This window comes from Bradyrhizobium sp. UFLA06-24, assembly GCF_054967145.1.
Map to the genome: position 1 here is coordinate 44,869 of NZ_JADFUE010000006.1, position 15,941 is coordinate 60,809.

Sequence of the window (15,941 nt, forward strand, 5' to 3'; positions counted from 1 at the left end):
GCGGAAGGCTTTTTCGGCCGAAGCGCGCTGTCTTTACGAATTTGCAGCCCTGTATTGGTTTACGGGAGATTGATATCGCAGCTCCGCTTTGAGACGATGGCTTCCAACAAAGCAGCCCGTCAAGGGCACGAAAGCCGAGGGAACGCCATGCCCGTCGTCAAGGCCGACCGCCTCACGCGCATCGGTGCTGCGCTGCTCCGCGCCGCCGGCGCTTCCCAGGAAGAGGCCGACGCCGTGGCCGTCGGTTGCGTCCACGCCAATCTCGCCGGCCATGACTCCCACGGCGTGATCGCAATTCCGACTTATATCGACCGCATCAAGGCCGGACACATCGTCCCCGGCGCCACCTGGACGATCGTCCAGGAATCGCCGACCACGACCGTGATCGACGGTCATTGGGGTTTCGGCTTTCACGTCAACGCCAAGGCGATGGCGCTGACGATCGAAAAGGCGAAGACGGCGAATGTCGCGGCCTGCACCGTGTTCCGGCAAAGCCATGTCGGCCGCCTTGCCGCCTATCCGCTGATGGCGATGCGCGAGGGCATGATCGGGATCGCGACCGCGGATTCCGGCCGCTCACCGAAGCACGTCGCGCCGTTCGGCGGCAAGGAGGCCCGGCTCGGCACCAATCCGATCTCGATCGCGGTGCCATCCGATCTCGAAGCGCCGTTCTATCTGGACATGGCGACGTCGGCGGTCGCCGCCGGCAAGATCCAGCTCGCGGTCGCCCGCGGCGAGGAGATCCCGACCGGTTGGATCATCGATGCCGACGGACGGCACACCACCGATCCCACGCAATACCGCAAGGGCGGCGCGCTGCTGCCGCTCGGCGGCACCGAGGGCTACAAGGGCAGCGGGCTGGCCGCGATGGTCGAGGTGCTGTGCGGCCTGCTCACCGGCCTCGGCTTCGGCGTCGAGCCGACGGGACGGCACAATGACGGATGCTTCATGGCGGTGTTCAACGTCGCCGCATTCCGTCCGCTGCAGGAGTTCAAGCGCGAGGTCGCGGAGTTCGCGCGCTACCTGAAATCGACCCCGCCCTCCGAGGGCAGCAAGGGCGTCTATTATCCCGGCGAGATCGAGGGCCTGCGCGAGCAGCAGCGGTGGCGCGACGGCATCGAGGTCGAGGATGCGACCTGGGAGAAGCTTCGCGCGCTGGCGCGCGAGTACCGGCTCGACACCGTCCTCGATCTGTCCTGACGAAAATCCGGAGAGCAGCATGAATCGGCAGATGGTCCTGGTCGGCTTTCTTCAGGCGCAAAACTGTACGAACCTGCCGAGCTCCTGGCGGCATCCGGACTCGCGCTCCGACTCGATGTCGGCGGATTACTATCAGGAGATCGCGCGGATCCTCGAAGCCGGCAAGTTCCACATGGCGTTCTTCGACGATCGTCTCGCCATGCCGGACCGCTACGGCAACGACCACGCCCACACGGTCGAATACGGTATCCGCTGCGTGAAGATGGACCCGCTGATCGTGCTGACGACGATGGGCATGGTCACCGACAGGCTCGGGCTGGGCGCGACCTGCTCGACCACCTATTTCGAGCCGTTCGACGTCGCGCGCCGCTTCGCCACGCTCGATCTGATGTCGGGCGGGCGCGCCGGCTGGAACGTCGTGACCTCGCTCAACGACGGCGAAGCGCTCAACATGGGCCGCGACTCCCATCCCGAGCACGATTCCCGCTACGACAAGGCCGACGAGTTCATGGAGGTGGTGCTCGGCCATTGGGACACCTGGGAAGACGGCGCACTCATCATGGACAAGAAGAGCGGCCGCTTTGCCGACCCGACGAAGGTGAAGCGGCTTGATCACAAGGGGCCGGCCTTCAAGTCGCGCGGGCCGTTCACGGTGCCGCGTTCGCAGCAGGGCCATCCCGTCATCATCCAGGCCGGCGCATCGGGCCGCGGCCAGCGCTTTGCCGGACGATGGGGCGAGGTGATCTTCACCGCCGCGCGCAATCTCAGTGCTGCCAAGGACGGCTACGCGGCCGTGCGCAACGAGGCCGCGAAGGCCGGGCGCGATCCCGACGAGATGTTCCTCTGCAATCTGACGACGCCGGTCTGCGCCGCGACCAAAGCGGAGGCCGAGGACAAGATGGCGCTGATCAACAAGCTGCCGCTCGAGATCGACGCGCTGTCACTGCTTGCCGAAGCGCTCAATTACGACTTTGCCTCCAAGGATCTCGACGAACCGCTGACGACGGACGAGTTGAAGAGCATGCAGGGCATCCTGGGCATCCGCGACGGCGTGCTGAAGAATTCCGGCAAGAGCAATCCGAGCGCGCGCGACTTCGTCACCTTCTCCGGCCGCGGCCAGGTGCATGACGCCATGGTCGGCGGCCCCAAGGAGATCGCGGACAAGCTGGAGGAAATGTTCGTCGAGCGCGGCTGCGACGGTTTTGTCATCGCCGCGACCTACGTGCCCGGCTCCTACGCCGATTTCGTGCGGCATGTCGTGCCGGAATTGCAGCGTCGGGGACTATTCCAAAAGGAATACCGCGGCAAGACGTTGCGGGAAAATCTCGGACTCAAGCGGCCCGCCGCCGGCGCCTGGAAAGCGCAGCCGCGCGATGCCGCGGAATAACCACGAGGATACACGATGCGCTGGCTGAAATTCACCGCCTCCGGCAATACCTCATGGGGCCTCGTCGAAGGCAACCAGGTCGTCGCAGTCGACGGCGATCCCTTTGGCGAGTGGCACCGCACCTCGCGGATGTTTCCGCTCAGCGACATCAAGATCGAGCTGCCGCTGATCCCACGCACCTTCTACTGCGTCGGCCTGAATTATCTAAAGCACCTCAAGGAAGCCGCCGACAAGCGCGGCGAGGTGCCGGCCGTCCCTGACAGGCCCGAGATCGGTTATCGCGCCCAGAACGCGCTGATCGCGCATGACGAGGATGTCGTGATCCCGTCCTTCGCGACGGAGAAGATCCACTATGAAGGCGAGCTCGTCGTCGTCATCGGCAAGAAGGTGAAGCACCTCACCGAAGCGAACGCGATGGATTGCGTGCTCGGCTACACCATCGGCAACGACGTCAGCGAGCGCTCCTGGCAGAAGGCCGATCGCAGCCTGTGGCGCTCGAAGAACGCTGACACATTCAAGCCGATGGGCCCGTGGATCGAGACCGAAGCCGATCTCGACAAGATGCAGACGATCGTCCGCGTCAACGGCGAGGAGACCAACCGCTTCCAAACCAACGACATGATCTTCGGCGTGGTGCCGTTCCTGGTCGAGCTGACAAAGTACTTTACGTTATGGCCGGGCGACGTGATCTGGATGGGCACCGATGGCGCCTCGCCTGACATCAAGCACGGCGACGTCGTGGAGATCGAGATCACCGGAATCGGGACGCTGCGGAACAGGTTCGTGCGGGAAGGGCGGTAGCTCAGCTCGCCGCCCGGGAATGATCCTTCACATGATCGATGAAGGCGCGCAGCTTCGGCATGATCTGCCGATGGCCCGGATAATACAGAAACACCCCCGGCGTCATTGGCGCGAACTTCTCCAGCACGGTCACGAGTTTTCCGGTTCCGAGGGCGTCGGTGGCCAGCGGCCCCGGCACTTGCGCAAGACCGACGCCTTCGACGGCGGCCCCTAACATTGTCGGAAAATCGTGGGCGATGAAGGGTCCCGAAACGGCAATCTCGATCGAACGACCACTGTCATTGAGCGACCACGGTGCGAGCGCACCGTTTGATCGTCGCAGTCTCAGACATGCATGCCCGCGCAGATCGTCCGGCCGCCGGGGCCGGCCACGGCGGTCAAGGTAGTCCGGGCTGCCGACGACGACGAGCGGCAACGGCTTCGTCAGGCGAACGGCGATCATGTCGGGAGAGATGAACTGCCCCATCCTGATGCCGGCATCGAAACCTCCAGCGGCAAGGTCGACCAGCTCTTCGCTGGCCGCAAGCTCCACCTCGATCTCCGGATAGGTCTGACAGAACGAGGCGACCAGCGGCTCGAGCAAAATCGGAATGACCGAACGCGGCACGGTCAGGCGCAGCAGCCCGGCCGGCCGCTGAGCAAGCTCACGCGCAGCTCCGCTTGCCGCGACGAGCTCCTCAAAGGCCGGCCTCGCCCGCGCAAAAAACCGCTCGCCGGCCTCGGTCAAACCGACGCTACGGGTCGTGCGAATGAAAAGCGCCGCTCCGACGCGCGCTTCCAGCGCGCGGACCGCCTGACTGATCGCCGAGGGTGTGACGCCGAGCTCTGTAGCCGCCCGCCGGAAGCTGCGGTGCTGGGCGACGATGAGGAAAGCCTCGACACCGTCGAGCGCGCCCTGCCTGACTGTGAAGTTCTGCTTCATAGCCCGTCAACATTATCGCGAATAGTTGCCCACGGAAAGACGCCCTAAATCCGGATGACACATCAGCCGCACCGGAGATGCGAAACCGATGAAGGCAATCCGCAACGCCGTCCTGACACTCGCCCTCACACTGACAGGTGTTACCGCCATGACCGAACCAACCGCCGCCCAAGCACAAGCGCCATCACCCGTGACCACCGGGGTCATGGTCATCCTGACCGCCAAAGCAGGGATCACACGCGAGCAGATCATGGCGGTCATGCCCGATGAAATCAGACAAACCGTCCAGCTCTATCTCACCGGCAAGGTTCGTGAATGGTATTCGCGTTCCGATGGGCGAGGCGCCGTCTTCCTGCTGGATGCCAGGGATGCTGCCGAAGCGCATGCGATCATGGATGCCCTGCCGCTCGCCCGGCAGGATCTCATTGACCACGATTACATCGCGGTCGGCCCGCTCATGCCGCTTCGCCTGCTGATGGCAAAACCCTGACCGGCCGCAGGCCTCCCCCATCCAACCAACCATGACCAGGACATCCGAACGTGCCACCAGGATTCAGCCTTCCGTTCGTCCTCAGTGTCGCAGGCGCCTTGCTGACCAGTGCAGTGGTCGCCTCCGTCTACGTGTGGCCGCTTGTCCGTGCAATGCCGCGCCACGATGCCCTGAGGCTTCTCGCAGCCTTCCATGCGTTTCGTTTCCTGGGCATGAACTTCATGGTCGCCGGATTCGTCTCCCCGGAATTGAGCCCGGGTTTCGCCAGCGAAGTCGGATGGGGAGATCTCATCGCCGCCACGCTCGCGCTCATCTCGATGGCGGTGCTCTCCTGGCGGCGGTCCATCGCCATTCCGATGGTCTGGATCTTCAACATCTGGGGCACGTTCGATCTTCTCAATGCGTATTACGTCGGCGCGACGAAGATTCGGAATCCCGGGCTGTTCGGCGCCGGCATTTATATCCCGGCGCTTTACGTGCCTCTGCTGCTGGTTGGGCACGCCCTCATCTTCATGCTTCTGCTGAAGCCCGCATCGGAAACCCGGAAATCCTGACTGCACTAGGCGGACCAGAGCTGTCAACGCATCCTCAAAACGGCAGCGCTACGCCCGTCTTGATCTCCTTCAGCACCACATTGCTGCGGACATACCGGATGCCGGGGATGCGAAACATGAATTCGTCGAGGAAGCGGTTATAGGCAGCCATGTCCTCCACGACGACGCGCAGGTGATAATCCGCATCCCCCGTGGTCGCAAAACACTCCAGCACCTCGCGGCGCGTGGTCACGCGCGATACGAACTCGTCGACAAATTTGGCATCGTGCCGCTCCAGGGAGACATGGAGGATGGCCGACATTGCAAACCCCGCCTGTTCGCGCGCGACCAATGCCGCATAACCCCGGATGACGCCTGCCTCCTCGAGCGCGCGCACACGGCGCCAGCAGGCCGAGGTGGACATGCCGACCTCATCGGCAAGCTGCTGGTTGGTGGCGCGGCCGTCCTTCTGAAGGTGCGCGAGAATCCGCGTATCCTGGTCTTCGATCATCGACAGCCTCCAAATCGGTCAAATCTACCATATTTGATATACTAGAGCAAAATCCTGCCGGCTTTCGCATCCTGCACGGGATAAGTAGGTAAGACCTACCAGCCCTCCGGGCCTATCCTTCGCCTATCGGCAGGATGCCGCGCGAGGTCCGCATGGACGCCATTCCGTCACTCGACGCTTACGAACTCTCCGACCGCTATGACCGTGAAGAGGGCCGCGTCTTCCTCACGGGCACGCAGGCAATCGTCCGCATCGCGCTCGACCAGGCGAAGCGCGATCGCGCGCTCGGGCTCAACACCGCCGGCTTCATCTCCGGCTATCGCGGCTCGCCGCTCGGCGGCATCGATCTCGAGCTCTGGCGTATCCAGGAGCGATTGAAGCGAGACCGCATCGAATTCCTGCCCGCCGTGAACGAGGACCTCGCGGCAACCGCAGTGCTCGGCTCGCAACAGGTCGAGACGCAAGGAGACCGCGAGGTCGATGGCGTGTTCGGGTTGTGGTACGGCAAGGGACCCGGCGTCGACCGCTCCGGCGATGCGCTCAAGCACGGCAACGCCTATGGCTCATCGCCGCATGGCGGCGTGCTGGTGGTCGCCGGCGACGACCATGGCTGCGTATCCTCGTCGATGCCGCACCAATCCGACGTCGCCTTCATGAGCTGGTTCATGCCGACGCTGCATCCCGCCAGCGTCGACGAATATCTCGCATTCGGCGAGTATGGCTACGCACTCAGCCGCTTCTCCGGCATGTGGGTCGGCTTCAAGGCCATCTCGGAGATCGTCGAGTCAGGCGCATCCGTCACGCTGCGTCCACCACGCCTCTTCCGCACGCCCGATTTCACGCCGCCACCAGGCGGACTGCACTATCGCTGGCCCGATCTGCCGGGACCGCAGATCGAGGAGCGGCTGGAGGCGAAGAAGCATGCGGTCTACGCCTTCGCCAAAGCCAATCCGATTGATCGGCATATCTACGACATCCCCAGCGCCACGTACGGCATCGTGACCACGGGTAAAGCGCATCTCGACCTGATGGAAGCGCTGCGGCTCATGGGTCTCGATGAGACCGCCTGTCGCCGCATCGGCATCGACATCTACAAGGTCGGCATGGTTTGGCCGCTGGCGCTGCACGACGCCATGGACTTCGTGAAGGGCAAGCGCGAGATCCTCGTGGTCGAGGAAAAACGCGGCATCATCGAGAGCCAGTTCAAGGAATATTTTTACGACTACCCCGGCGCCAAGCCCGAGCGCATGGTCGGCAAGCACGACGAGCAAGGGGCACGCCTGATCTCCTGGATCGGCGAATTATCGCCGCGCATGCTCGCAGGTGTTCTGGCCCGCCGGCTCGATCCGATGTTTCCCGGGCTCAATCTCGCCGCACGCGCGGCCGCTCTGTTGCCGGAAGCCGAGCGCACCATCAACGTCGCGGGCGCGACGCGGACGCCGTATTTCTGCTCGGGGTGCCCGCACAACACCTCGACGAAAGTGCCGGAGGGATCGAAGGCCTTGGCCGGCATCGGCTGCCACTTCATGGCGAGCTGGATGGACCGAGAGACCTCGTCGTTGATCCAGATGGGCGGCGAAGGCGTGAACTGGGCCGCGTCGTCGCGATTTACCGGCCATAAGCACGTATTCCAGAATCTCGGCGAAGGCACTTACTACCATTCCGGCTCGATGGCGGTCCGGCAGGCGATCGCCGCCAAAGCCAACATCACCTACAAGATCCTGTTCAACGACGCCATCGCCATGACCGGCGGCCAACCGGTCGACGGTCCCGTCAGCGTGCACGCCATCGCCCACAGCGTCCGCGCCGAGGGCGTGGCCCGCATCGCGCTGGTGTCGGACGAGCCCGGGCAGTTCCAGCCGGCGGATCTGCCTGGTGGCGTCACCATCCATCCGCGCGAGGAGATGGATGCCGTGCAGCGCGAGCTGCGCGACATCCCCGGTGTTTCCGTACTTATCTATCAACAGACTTGCGCCACCGAAAAGCGCCGCCGCCGCAAGCGGGGGCAGATGGCCGATCCCAAGCGCTTCGCCTATATCAACGACCTGGTCTGCGAAGGCTGCGGCGACTGCTCGGTCGAGTCCAATTGCCTCAGCGTCGAGCCCAGGGAGACGCCGTTCGGTCGCAAGCGCCAGATCAACCTGTCTGCCTGCAACAAGGATTTTTCCTGCCTCAACGGCTTCTGTCCGAGCTTTGTCACCATCGAAGGCGCCACCCGCCGGAAGAAAAGGGCGAGCCAGATTGACGCGATCGGCCATGCGGCCACGCTGCCGCTGCCCGCCTCCGTACCGCTCGACCGTCCCTTCGATTTGCTCGTGACCGGGGTCGGCGGCACCGGCGTGATCACCGTCGGCGCGCTGATCGGCATGGCCGCGCATCTCGAACGACGCGGGGTCTCGGTGCTGGACTTCACCGGCTTCGCGCAGAAGTTCGGTCCGGTGCTGAGCTATATTCGCCTGGCAGCGAGCCCTGAGGCGTTGCACCAGGTCCGCATCGACCAGGGCGCGGCTGACGCGCTGATCGGCTGCGACCTTGTCGTCAGCTCCTCGCCGAAGGCCTCCGGCACTTATCGCTGCGGCACGCGCGCCGCTGTTAACACCGCGGAAATGCCGACCGGTGACGTCGTGCGTTTCCGCGACGCCGACCTCGCCTCCCCCGCCCGCCTGCGCGCGATCGGCCGCGTGATCGGCAGGGACAATCTTGATACGATCGACGCCAATACGCTCGCCGAGCGACTGCTCGGCGATGCCGTCTATGCCAACATCATCATGCTGGGTTTTGCCTGGCAGCGTGGAATGGTACCGGTCTCGCTATCAGCGCTGCTGCGCGCCATCGAGCTCAACGGCGTCGCCGTCGAGCGCAACAAGCAGGCCTTTGCTTGGGGCCGGATCGCTGCCGCCGATCCTGACTTCCTGCCAAAGACGGAAGACGGGCCGAAAGCCGAGACGCTCGACCAGCTCATCACCCGGCGTGCGGATTTCCTCGCCGCCTATCAGGACGAGGCCTATGCCGCACGCTATCGGGCACTCGTCGCAAAAGTCCGCCATGCCGAATCCGCCGCCGGTAGCGAGGCGCTGACGGAGGCCGTGGCCCGTAGCCTGTTCAAGCTGATGGCCTACAAGGACGAATATGAAGTGGCGCGCCTGCACATGCAGAGCGGCTTCCTCGACGAGCTGAAGCGGGAATTCGAGGATGGCTTCCGCGTCCGATATCACCTCGCTCCGCCGTTGCTGCCGTCGCAGCGCGATGCGCGCGGTCGTCCGCGCAAGCGCGCCTTCGGTCCGTGGATCCAGGCGCCGTTGGCCCTGCTTGCGCGTTTGAAGCGGCTGCGCGGAACCTGGTTCGATCCGTTCGGTTACACGGCGGAACGACGCGCGGAGCGCGAGCTCATCGCCTGGTATGAAGGCTTGATCGAAATCATGCTCGACCGGCTCGACGCGCCGAATCTGGCCGGACTCGTTGCGATCGCCAAGGCTCCAATGGAAATCCGGGGGTATGGGCCGGTGAAGGAGGCCGCGATCGCGAAGGTGAAGCCGGAGGTCGAGCGGCGGCTCGCTACTCTCGTTCCATCTTCGCCGGCGGAGATGCGTGCCACCGGTTGATCTTACGGCACTGCCGGGCCGCGTTGACCCACCTCTATCAATTGGAAAAGATCGTGGCACGGCGCGTTGCGCCTTTGCCCACCTTACGACACCGATGTCTTGGCTTCATGAATACGGATTGATCAGCTTCTGCTGTTCGGCACTGTGCTGCGCGAGCAGGTCGATGAAGGTTCTGACTTTCGCCGACAGATGGTGCCGGTGCGGATAGACCGCGTTCATCGACAGCTCGACGGTGCGGTATTCCGGCAGCAGACGCACCAGCCGACCCGTTTCGAGATCGTCGTGGATGAGAAAGCCTGCCATCAGGCACACGGCCGCGCCCTCCAGCGCCACCTTCCGCAACGCTTCCCCGCTGTTGGTGACGAAGCTGCCTGAGATGCGCACCGACGCCGGCGTGCCCTTGCGATCGAGAAAGCGCCACTCGTCGCCGAACGGATAGTTGAGATGGCGGCCGCAATTGTGCTCGGCAAGCTCTTCCAGCTTCTGCACGCGCCCGTGCTGGTCGAGATAATCATGCGAGCAGCACAGCACGTGACGCCAGGTGGCGAGGCTGCGGACGATCAGGCTCGAATCCGGCGGCGGGATCATGCGCAGCGCCACATCGTAGCCTTCCTCGATGAGGTCGACATCGGCTTCGCCCATGCGAAGATCGACCCTGAGCTCGGAATAGCTGGACAGGAGCTTTGCCACCACGGGCGCGACGAACGGCACCATATGCGTGGCAACATGGACGCGCAGCGTCCCGCGCGGGACCGACTGCAATTCGCTGGCGATGTCGTCGGCCTGTTCGAGGTCGGAGAGGATCTGCGTCGCACGATCGTAGTAGGATTGACCGATCTCGGTGAGACTCACCTTGCGCGTGGTGCGGTTCAGCAGCCGCACCCCCAGCCGATCCTCCAGCGCCTGAACATGGTTGCTCACCATGGTCGTCGACATGTTGAGCCGGCGGGCGGCGGCCGAGAATCCTCCGTTTTCGACCACCCGGACGAAGGCGGTGAGACTGGTGAAGCGGTCCATGGCTCCGGGCTCCGATTATCCGCTTTGGCTGGATAATGCTTCCGGCAATTCAGGGATTATCGCAAGGGCGGGGATAACGCATTTTACCGTCGTGAACAGCGCCTGCTTCAGGTCAGCGCTGTCGGAATGTTGCGAGGATACCATGTCGGACGCTGCTTATGCCGTTGAAACCAATGATAAAATCAGCCTTCGCCCGTCCCGCCGGGCGATCCGGCGGGCGGCCGTCGGACTGGCGCTGGCGCTCGGCATCGGGGTCACCGGCGATTACGGCTACGACTACCTGAAGACGGGTCGCTATCTCGAATCGACCGACGACGCCTATGTGAAGGCCGACTCCACCATCATCGCGCCGAAGGTCTCCGGCTACATCGCCAAGGTGCTGGTCGGCGACAACGAGAAGGTCAGGGCCGGCCAGGTGCTGGCCAGGATCGACGACCGCGATTTCAGGGCAGCGTTGGACCAGGCCCGCGCGGACGTTGCCGCGGCCGAAGCTTCGGTCCGCAACCTCGATGCCCAGCTCGAACTGCAGCAGCCTGTGATCGAGCAGAGCACGGCCGATGTTGCCGCTGCGGACGCCAATCTGAAATTCGCGCAGGAAGAGCGCGCCCGCTACGACGACCTCATGAAGTCCGGCTCCGGCACGATCCAGCGCGCACAGCAGACCGATGCGGCGCTCCGCGCCAGCAACGCGCAATTGCAGCACGCCAAGTCGGGCCTCGTGGCCGCCCAGCGCAAGGTCGACGTGCTCACCACGCAGCGTGCGCAGGCCGCGGCGCAACTCGACCGCGCCCGCGCCGTCGCGGACCAGGCCGAGCTGAACCTGTCCTATACCGAGATCACCGCGCCCGTCGGCGGCACGGTCGGCGCCCGCAGCTTGCGCGTCGGCCAGTACGTGCAGGCCGGCACGCAATTGATGGCGGTTGTTCCGCTCGACGCTGTCTATGTGGTCGCAAATTTCAAGGAGACCCAGCTCACGCATGTGCGACCCGGCCAGCCGGTCGAGCTGCACGTCGACAGCTTCCGGAACCAGACCTTGCACGGCCATGTCGACAGCCTTTCGCCGGCCAGCGGACTCGAATTCGCGCTGCTGCCGCCCGACAATGCGACCGGCAACTTCACCAAGATCGTGCAGCGCGTGCCGGTGAAGATCGTGCTCGACGATCACAGCCTGACCGGCCTGCTGCGGCCCGGCATGTCGGCGGTGCCGACGGTCGACACCAAGGCAACCGTGTTGGCCGAGCGCGCGACGACCAAGCGCGTCGCCGACAATGCGCCCCGCGCTGACGGCACCTGACACAGGAAACCTCCGGCCGGATCATCAAATCCTGCCGGATGATCCTTCCCGGATTTCCGCTGTTATCGAACCATCCGCCCGACGCATCCTGTCTCGGCATCAGAGACGAGGCTTCCATGAGCACGCTTCAACCAGCCCTTACCGCCGCTTCCGTCGCCAGCATTCCCGCCCCGACCGCAGCGCCGGCGATTCCCGCCGTCTCCGCCAAAACTTGGATCGCCGTGATCGGTGCCACGCTCGGTGCGTTCATGGCGGTGCTGAACATCCAGATCGTCAACGCCTCGCTGGCGGACATCCAGGGCGCGATCGGCGCCGGCATCGATGACGGCGGCTGGATCTCGACGTCCTATCTGATCGCCGAGATCGTGGTGATCCCGCTGTCGGGCTGGCTCGCACAGGTGTTCTCGATCCGGATCTACCTCCTCACCAACGCGATCCTGTTCCTGGGCCTGTCCGCGGCCTGCGCGCTGGCGCAGGACCTCCCGCAGATGATCGTGCTGCGCGCCGTGCAGGGCTTCACCGGCGGCGTGCTGATCCCGATGGCGTTCACGCTGATCATCACGCTGCTTCCACGCGGAAAGCAGCCGGTGGGCCTTGCGCTGTTCGCGCTGTCGGCGACGTTCGCCCCGGCGATCGGGCCGACCATCGGCGGCTATCTGACCGAGAATCTCGGCTGGCAGTACATATTCTACGTGAACCTCGTGCCCGGCGCGATCATGGTCGGCATGCTCTGGTATGCGCTCGAGCCCAGGCCGATGAAGCTGGCGCTGCTTCGTGACGGCGACTGGGCCGGCATCATCACCATGGCGATCGGCCTCTCTGCCCTGCAGACCGTGCTGGAGGAAGGCAACAAGGACGACTGGTTCGGCTCGCCCTTCATCGTCAAGCTCAGCGTGATCGCGGCCGTGGCGCTGACTGTTTTCCTGATCATCGAGCTCACGGTGAAGAAGCCACTGCTGAACCTGCGCCTGCTAATCCGCCGCAATTTCGGCTTCGGCATGCTCGCCAACTTCCTGCTCGGCATCGCGCTGTACGGTTCGGTGTTCATCCTGCCGCAATATCTGTCGCGCATCCAGGGCTACAATGCCGAGCAGATCGGCACGGTGCTGGCCTGGACCGGATTGCCGCAGCTCGTGCTGATTCCGCTGGTGCCGCGCTTGATGCAGAAATTCGACGCGCGGATCATCATCGGCACCGGTTTCGTGCTGTTCGCGGGCTCGAACTTCATGAACATCTTCATGACCAACGACTATGCCGCCGACCAGCTATTGTGGCCGAACGTCGTCCGCGCCGTCGGACAGGCGCTGGTGCTGGCACCGTTGTCGGCGGTCGCGACCGCCGGGATCGAACCTGAGAACGCCGGCTCGGCCTCCGGCCTATTCAACATGATGCGCAATCTCGGCGGCGCCGTCGGCATCGCGCTGCTGCAGACCGTCCTGACCAAGCGCGAGCAGTATCACTCCAACGTGCTGATGCAGTCGGTTTCGGTATTCGAGCAGGCCACCCGCACGCGGCTGGAACAGCTCACGCAATATTTCGTCAATCACGGCGTGCTCGACCGTGCGGATGCCGCGCATCGTGCCTATGTCGCGATCGGCCATACCGTGCAGAAGCAAGCCTATATCCTCGCCTTCAGCGACACGTTCTATCTGCTCGGCATGGCGCTGGTCGTCGCCCTGATCGCCGTATTCTTCCTGAATAAACCCGGCCGGACATCGGCCGGCGGAGCCCACTGACCAAACTTGAAGCAAGGAGAACGAGCATGAAGCCCCGCATGAATTTCTACCAGGCCGCTCCCGAAACGATGAAGGCCCTGATGGCACTGGAAGAGCAGATCCAGTCGACGGGATTGGAGAAATCGTTGATCGAGCTCGTCAAGATCCGGGCTTCGCAGATCAACGGCTGCGCCTTCTGCATCAACATGCACACTGAGGACGCCCGCAAACGCGGCGAGACCGAGCAGCGCATCTACCTGCTCAACGCCTGGCGCGAATCCCCGCTCTATACCGATCGCGAGCGTGCCGCGCTGGCCTGGACGGAAGCGGTGACGCTGATCGCAGAGACGCATGCGCCCGACGATGTCTATGAAGAGATCTGCGGGCAGTTCTCCGATGCGGAGACGGTGAACCTGACCATGCTGATCGGCGCCATCAATGCCTGGAACAGGCTTGCGATCGCATTCCGCGCGGTGCATCCGGTGAAGGTGAGGGCGTCGGTGGCGTGAGCCACGGCGCCGTGCTTCGACCGAGGTCTCGTAGGGTGGGCAAAGCGACGTGTGCCCACGTCCTCTGCGAATTTACGGGAAGATGGTGGGCACGGCGCAAGTGCGCCTTTGCCCACCGTACAGCAACTGCCGCAGCAGAGTGAGCGGCACTAAACCGCTGTCGCTTTCGCGAACTCCACATAGATCTCGCGCAGCCGCGTCGCCACCGGGCCGGGCTTGCCATCGCCGATGGCCTTGCCGTCGATCGCGACCACCGGCTGCACGAACGAAGAAGCCGACGTGATGAAAGCTTCCTTTGCCGCCAGCGCCTCGGCCACCGTGAAGGAACGCTCCTCGACACGGAGCTGACGCTCTTCGGCAAGGGCGACGACCGCCTTGCGGGTGCAGCCCGGCAGGATCGCGTTGGAGTTCTTGCGGGTGACGATGACGTCGTCCTTGGTGAGGATGAAGGCCGATGATGAGCCGCCTTCGGTGACGTAGCCGTCTTCCAGCATCCAGGCCTCGCCGGCGCCGGCTTCGGCCGCAGCTTGCTTCGCCAGCACCTGCGCCAGCAGCGCCACGCTCTTGATGTCGCGGCGTTCCCAGCGGATGTCGGGCACCGTGATGACGTTGATGCCGGTCTTGGCCGCTGCCGCGTTGATGATGTCCTTCTCGGAAGTGAACATCACCAGGCTCGGCTTGACGTCGGCCTTGGGGAATGGAAAGTCGCGGCCCTTGTCGGCGCCGCGCGTGACCTGGAGGTAGACGAGGCCGTTCGCGAGCTTGTTGCGCGCGATCAGCTCTTTCTGGAGCTCGGTGATGCGCTCGACCGTCTCGGGCAGCTTGAGCTTGATCTCGCCGACCGAACGCTCCAGCCGCGCCAGATGCGAGGCGTTGTCGACCAGCTTGCCGTCGAGCACGGCCGAGACCTCGTAGATGCCGTCGGCGAACAGGAAGCCGCGGTCGAGCACCGAGATCTTGGCGTCCGAGAGCGGAACGAATGAGCCGTTGACGTAGGCGATCGAGTCCAAGGTAGGTCTCCTGAGGAGGAACGGGATTTGGCGTGCTTATACGCGAAATGGTGGCGCCGAGCACCCCTATTCGTCATTCCGGGGCGTCGCGAAGCAACGAGCTAAGACGCGCACTTGCGCATCCGAGGATCCATTTATCGCCGAGTACTGCCGCCCAATGGATTCCGGGCCTGGCCGTTCGGGCCATCCCGGAATGACAGAGCAGCTTAATGCGACAGAATCTTCGACAAGAATTTCTGCGCGCGGTCGCTGCGCGGCTTGCCGAAGAAATCGTCCTTCGGCGCGTCCTCGACGATCTCACCGCGGTCCATGAAGATCACGCGGTTGGCGACCTTGCGGGCAAAGCCCATTTCGTGGGTGACGACCATCATGGTCATGCCTTCGCGGGCGAGGTCGACCATGACGTCGAGCACTTCGCTGACCATCTCCGGATCGAGCGCCGAGGTCGGCTCGTCGAACAGCATCACGATCGGATCCATCGCGAGCGCGCGCGCGATGGCGACGCGCTGCTGCTGACCGCCGGAGAGCTGCGCCGGGAATTTCTGCGCCTGCTCCTTCAAGCCCACGCGCTCCAGCAGCTGCATGCCCTTCGTCACCGCCTTGTCGTGCGAGCGGCCGAGCACCTTCTCCTGCGAGAGACAGAGATTGTCGATGATCTTCAGATGCGGAAACAGCTCGAAATGCTGGAACACCATGCCGACGCGCGAACGCAGCTTCGGCAGATTGGTCTTGGGATCGTTGACCTTGGTGCCGTCGACCGAGATGTCGCCGCTCTGGAACGGCTCCAGCGCGTTGACGCATTTGATCAGGGTCGACTTGCCTGAGCCCGAAGGGCCGCAGACCACGACGACCTCACCCTTGGTGACGCTGGTGGTGCAATCCGTCAGGACCTGAAAGCTCGGGGTGTACCATTTGTTGACGTGGCTGATTTCGATCATGACCGACCTGCC

The 15,941-nt window shown here is 63.9% G+C and carries 14 protein-coding genes; 9 read left to right on the top strand and 5 right to left on the bottom strand.

The features are described from left to right. Nucleotides 1–147: 147 nt before the first annotated feature. The 3 genes from IF809_RS07565 to IF809_RS07575 are packed head-to-tail and all read left to right on the top strand — an operon-like array spanning nucleotide 148 to nucleotide 3,388. Nucleotides 148–1,200: an Ldh family oxidoreductase gene (locus IF809_RS07565; RefSeq protein WP_462837248.1), complete on the top strand. Its 1,053-nt coding sequence runs from the start codon at nucleotides 148–150 to the stop codon at nucleotides 1,198–1,200. Between the two features lie 19 nt (nucleotides 1,201–1,219). Beyond that, nucleotides 1,220–2,587: an LLM class flavin-dependent oxidoreductase gene (locus IF809_RS07570; RefSeq protein ID WP_462837249.1), complete on the top strand. Its 1,368-nt coding sequence runs from the start codon at nucleotides 1,220–1,222 to the stop codon at nucleotides 2,585–2,587. Between the two features lie 15 nt (nucleotides 2,588–2,602). After that, nucleotides 2,603–3,388, top strand: coding sequence for a fumarylacetoacetate hydrolase family protein (locus IF809_RS07575; protein WP_462837250.1), 786 nt, complete (start codon nucleotides 2,603–2,605; stop codon nucleotides 3,386–3,388). Between the two features lies 1 nt (nucleotide 3,389). Here IF809_RS07575 and IF809_RS07580 read toward each other — a convergent pair whose 3' ends face one another. Beyond that, the gene (locus IF809_RS07580) at nucleotides 3,390–4,310 is read right to left on the bottom strand and encodes a LysR substrate-binding domain-containing protein (protein ID WP_462837251.1); all 921 of its coding nucleotides are present in this window, start codon (nucleotides 4,308–4,310) and stop codon (nucleotides 3,390–3,392) included. 88 nt (nucleotides 4,311–4,398) lie between these two features. Between IF809_RS07580 and IF809_RS07585 the strand changes: the two genes are divergently transcribed. Both IF809_RS07585 and IF809_RS07590 read left to right on the top strand, forming a co-directional pair. Continuing rightward, entirely contained in the window at nucleotides 4,399–4,800 is a 402-nt protein-coding gene (locus IF809_RS07585) for a hypothetical protein (RefSeq protein WP_128968454.1), read from the top strand. Nucleotides 4,801–4,898: 98 nt separating this feature from the next. After that, nucleotides 4,899–5,354, top strand: coding sequence for a hypothetical protein (locus IF809_RS07590; protein WP_462837252.1), 456 nt, complete (start codon nucleotides 4,899–4,901; stop codon nucleotides 5,352–5,354). Between the two features lie 34 nt (nucleotides 5,355–5,388). Here IF809_RS07590 and IF809_RS07595 read toward each other — a convergent pair whose 3' ends face one another. Next, complete coding sequence (locus tag IF809_RS07595) at nucleotides 5,389–5,844, bottom strand: Lrp/AsnC family transcriptional regulator (RefSeq protein WP_128968456.1); 456 nt, start codon at nucleotides 5,842–5,844, stop codon at nucleotides 5,389–5,391. Nucleotides 5,845–5,996: 152 nt separating this feature from the next. On the opposite strand from IF809_RS07595, the gene IF809_RS07600 reads away from it, so the two are divergent. After that, entirely contained in the window at nucleotides 5,997–9,446 is a 3,450-nt protein-coding gene (locus IF809_RS07600) for an indolepyruvate ferredoxin oxidoreductase family protein (protein WP_462837253.1), read from the top strand. A gap of 105 nt (nucleotides 9,447–9,551) precedes the next feature. Here IF809_RS07600 and IF809_RS07605 read toward each other — a convergent pair whose 3' ends face one another. Further along, nucleotides 9,552–10,463: a LysR family transcriptional regulator gene (locus IF809_RS07605; RefSeq protein ID WP_462837254.1), complete on the bottom strand. Its 912-nt coding sequence runs from the start codon at nucleotides 10,461–10,463 to the stop codon at nucleotides 9,552–9,554. Nucleotides 10,464–10,605: 142 nt separating this feature from the next. Between IF809_RS07605 and IF809_RS07610 the strand changes: the two genes are divergently transcribed. The 3 genes from IF809_RS07610 to IF809_RS07620 all read left to right on the top strand — a co-directional run bounded on the left by IF809_RS07610 (nucleotide 10,606) and on the right by IF809_RS07620 (nucleotide 13,981). Continuing rightward, a complete protein-coding gene (locus IF809_RS07610; protein WP_462837255.1) occupies nucleotides 10,606–11,757 on the top strand; it encodes an HlyD family secretion protein in 1,152 nt (383 codons plus the stop codon). A 116-nt stretch (nucleotides 11,758–11,873) separates the two neighbouring features. Further along, nucleotides 11,874–13,493 carry an MDR family MFS transporter gene (locus tag IF809_RS07615; protein ID WP_462837256.1) on the top strand — a complete coding sequence of 540 codons (1,620 nt, stop codon included), beginning with the start codon at nucleotides 11,874–11,876 and terminating at the stop codon, nucleotides 13,491–13,493. Nucleotides 13,494–13,519: 26 nt separating this feature from the next. Next, the gene (locus tag IF809_RS07620; protein ID WP_462837257.1) at nucleotides 13,520–13,981 is read left to right on the top strand and encodes a carboxymuconolactone decarboxylase family protein; all 462 of its coding nucleotides are present in this window, start codon (nucleotides 13,520–13,522) and stop codon (nucleotides 13,979–13,981) included. Nucleotides 13,982–14,130: 149 nt separating this feature from the next. On the opposite strand, the gene IF809_RS07625 is transcribed toward IF809_RS07620, so the two are convergent. Next, complete coding sequence (locus IF809_RS07625; RefSeq protein ID WP_128968462.1) at nucleotides 14,131–14,991, bottom strand: D-amino-acid transaminase; 861 nt, start codon at nucleotides 14,989–14,991, stop codon at nucleotides 14,131–14,133. A gap of 206 nt (nucleotides 14,992–15,197) precedes the next feature. Next, entirely contained in the window at nucleotides 15,198–15,929 is a 732-nt protein-coding gene (locus IF809_RS07630; RefSeq protein ID WP_128968463.1) for an amino acid ABC transporter ATP-binding protein, read from the bottom strand. Nucleotides 15,930–15,941 lie beyond the last annotated feature (12 nt).